Here is a 2,961-nt window from a genome sequence, read left to right as displayed (position 1 = left end):
AATGCAGGCAAGGACGAGTTGAAGCAGGCCGCCAAGCGCGTGCGCGATGCCAAGCGCAAGACGCCGGTCGAAGTGGCGGTGATGCCCGCAGCGCAGGCTGCGCCCACGCTGCCCGCGGACGACACCGACGACAACGTCGACTCGCTGCGCCAGCGCGTGGCCGCGCTGACCGCGGAAAACGCCACGCTGCGCCAGCAGGTCGCGGAACTGCATTCGCAGCTGCAATACGCTGCCCAGAACGGCGGCGACACCTCGCCTCCGTTCTGATGCTGGCGCTGCGCTACCTGAGCTTCGACCTCAGCGACAACGATGAAGGCGTGACCACGCTGGAGGCGCTGGCCTCCACCTCGGCCGCGCAGCACGCCGCCGTGCTGGCCGAGGTGCAGCAGGTGCTGGACTGGGCCCGGCAGCATTTCCCGCACGGCCATGGCCCGCTGGACGACGGCATGGACTGGGACGAGGATCTGCAGGTCAGCGTCGAAGGGCCGTGGCACTCGGTGACCTTGACCCTGGCGGCTTCGGCCCGCTTTGTTGAGGCCTTCCTGCCGGTGTTCGGCGGGCCGCCGGAAGATTGAAGGCGGCGCTGGCTTGCCTATCATCTCGGGCCAGTGTCACTCCTGCTGTCTGCCATGCGCCCGATTCGCCTCGCGTGCCTTGCTTGCCTCGCGCTCGCGCTGCCGCTTGCCGCCACCCTCGCTGAAGCCAAACCTGAAGCCAGACCCGACGCACCGCCCCGGCCGGTGACGCCGCGCGGCGTGCTCGGTGCCGACGAACTGAACAACATCGCGGTCTTCAAGGCCGTGTCGCCCTCGGTGGTCAACATCACCGCGCTGGGGCTGGAGCGCGATTTCTTCTCGCTCAACGTCCAGCAGGTGCCACAGGGCACCGGCACCGGCTTCGTGTGGGACACGCAGGGCCACGTTGTCACCAACTTCCACGTGATCCAGGGCGCCAGCGGCGCGCGGGTCACGCTGGCGGACCAGTCCAGCTACAAGGCCGAGCTGGTCGGCGCCTTCCCGGACCGGGACATCGCGGTGCTGAAGATCCCGGCGCCGGTGGCCAAGTTCAAGCCGGTGACCGTGGGCACCAGCCGCGACCTGCAGGTTGGCCAGAAGGTCTACGCCATCGGCAATCCATTCGGCCTGGACCAGACGCTGACCACCGGCATCGTCAGCGCGCTGAACCGCGAGATCGAGTCGGTCACGCATCGCACGATCAAGGGTGCGATCCAGACCGACGCGGCCATCAACCCCGGCAACTCCGGCGGCCCGCTGCTGGACTCCGCCGGCCGGCTGATCGGCGTCAACACGGCGATCTACAGCCCGTCCGGCGCCAGCGCCGGCATCGGTTTCGCGATCCCGGTGGACGAGGTCAACCGCATCGTGCCGCGGCTGATCCGCGACGGCCGCATGGTGCGGCCTTCGCTGGGCGTGACCGGTGGCGGGCCGGAGATCAACCGTGCGCTGGGCCTGCCCAAGGGCGTGGCGCTGGTGCGGGTGCAGCGCAACGGCCCGGCGGCCAAGGCCGGGCTCAAGGCCTTCAGCCGGGGCGACGGCGGCATCCTGGCCGGCGACGTGATCACCGCGGTCGATGGCGAGCCGGTCGAGACGCAGGACGACATGCTGACCGCGCTGGAGCGCCTGCAGCCCGGCGACAGCTGCACGCTGAGCGTCTGGCGCAGCGGCGCGACCCGCAAGTTGACGGTCACGCTGGCCGAATCCGACGACTGAAAAAATCTCGAAAAAAGTCTCTTGAAAACCTGGCGCGGCGCTCCTAGTTTTGGAGCCAGAAGCGCTGGGGGCCAGTCTTCGGCGCTTCGTTCCACCCTTGTTTGACGCAAGAACGAATGGAGGTTTCGCCATGTATCGATCCCTGTTTCCCCGCGACATGTTCGCCGAGCTGGATCGCCTGCAACGCGACATGCAGCAGGCCTTCGACCTGTCTCCCAGCATCCGCGGCTTCGGCCGCCAGAGTTTCCCGGCCTTGAACGTCGGCGGCACGCCGCAGTCCGTCGAGATCTATGCATTCGCCCCGGGCCTGGACCCGGCCACACTGGAGGTGCAACTCGAGCGCGGGCTGCTGACGATTGCCGGCGAGCGCAAGAACTCACTGGCCGAGGCCGGTGACAGCAAGTCCGCGGTCCACATCAACGAGCGCTTTGCCGGCAGCTTCCGGCGCGTGTTGACCCTGCCGGAAGATGCCGATCCGGAAGCCGTTGAGGCGCGTTGCAAGGACGGTGTGCTGCACATCACGGTGCAGCGCCGTGCGGCCTCGCAGCCGCGGCGCATCACTGTGCAGTGAGCCGTCTTTCCTGAACTTCAGCATCCAGGAGATTGACCATCATGAACAGCTTCAATCTTTCGTCCAAAACGCCCAACAGCTCGTCGCTTGCAACCCGCCCCGGCAACCAGGCGGCGGACAGGCCGCAGGACCAGTCTCAAGGCAAGGCGAACTACAGCGACGCCGCGCTGACCCCGCCGGTGGATGTCATCGAGGACTCGCAGGGCATCACGCTGTATGCGGACTTGCCCGGCGTGTCGCGTGACAAGCTGAACCTGCAGGTCACGGCCGACACGCTGACCATCGAGGCCGAATCCGGCCTGACGGTGCCCGAAGGCCTGCGGTCCAGTCACAGCGAGGTCAGTCTGGGCCGCTATCACCGGGTGTTCACGCTCAGCAAGGAGCTGGACACCGGCAAGATCGCCGCCGACCTGTCCAACGGCGTGCTGCGCCTGCGCATTCCCAAGGCCGAGCATGCGCAGCCCCGGCGCATCCAGGTGCAAGCCGGCTGACCGGCAAAAGCCCGCAGGGTCGCCCAGCCCCGCTCAGCCGAGCTGGCTGGGCGACAGGTAGTCCTTCAGGAAGTCGTCGAAATTCTGGGTTTCGGCGGCTTCGATGCGGGCCTGCTCGGCCAGCGACTCGCGGGCCATCGCGGCCCAGCGTTCGGCCGCAGTGGCGGGC

At 67.8% G+C, this 2,961-nt stretch carries 4 protein-coding genes and 1 pseudogene; all 5 read left to right on the top strand.

The window, feature by feature from the left end:
• Window positions 1-267, top strand: a pseudogene (locus FKP22_RS32780) (hypothetical protein); the annotation flags it as partial.
• Window positions 267-575 carry a hypothetical protein gene (locus FKP22_RS25880; RefSeq protein ID WP_141290676.1) on the top strand — a complete coding sequence of 103 codons (309 nt, stop codon included), beginning with the start codon at window positions 267-269 and terminating at the stop codon, window positions 573-575. The pseudogene FKP22_RS32780 and the gene FKP22_RS25880, both read left to right, overlap by 1 nt.
• A 54-nt stretch (window positions 576-629) precedes the next feature.
• Entirely contained in the window at window positions 630-1,730 is a 1,101-nt protein-coding gene (locus tag FKP22_RS25875) for a S1C family serine protease (protein ID WP_141290674.1), read from the top strand.
• 130 nt (window positions 1,731-1,860) lie between these two features.
• A complete protein-coding gene (locus FKP22_RS25870; RefSeq protein ID WP_141290672.1) occupies window positions 1,861-2,301 on the top strand; it encodes an Hsp20/alpha crystallin family protein in 441 nt (146 codons plus the stop codon).
• Between the two features lie 41 nt (window positions 2,302-2,342).
• Window positions 2,343-2,792 carry an Hsp20/alpha crystallin family protein gene (locus FKP22_RS25865; RefSeq protein ID WP_141290670.1) on the top strand — a complete coding sequence of 150 codons (450 nt, stop codon included), beginning with the start codon at window positions 2,343-2,345 and terminating at the stop codon, window positions 2,790-2,792.
• The last annotated feature ends 169 nt before the right edge of the window (window positions 2,793-2,961 follow it).

The sequence above is a fragment of the Ideonella azotifigens genome (genome assembly GCF_006519715.1).
GTDB lineage: Bacteria > Pseudomonadota > Gammaproteobacteria > Burkholderiales > Burkholderiaceae_C > Ideonella > Ideonella azotifigens.
Note: the sequence above shows the minus strand (reverse complement) of the source record. Positions and strands in the feature narration are given on the sequence as shown.

Bases quoted from the DNA above. Each gene is read 5' to 3' on its own strand.
- FKP22_RS25870 (WP_141290672.1), top strand. From the start codon at position 1,861: ATGTATCGATCCCTGTTTCCCCGCGACATGTTCGCCGAGCTGGATCGC.
- FKP22_RS25875 (WP_141290674.1), top strand. From the start codon at position 630: ATGCGCCCGATTCGCCTCGCGTGCCTTGCTTGCCTCGCGCTCGCGCTG.
- FKP22_RS25880 (WP_141290676.1), top strand. From the start codon at position 267: ATGCTGGCGCTGCGCTACCTGAGCTTCGACCTCAGCGACAACGATGAA.
- FKP22_RS25865 (WP_141290670.1), top strand. From the start codon at position 2,343: ATGAACAGCTTCAATCTTTCGTCCAAAACGCCCAACAGCTCGTCGCTT.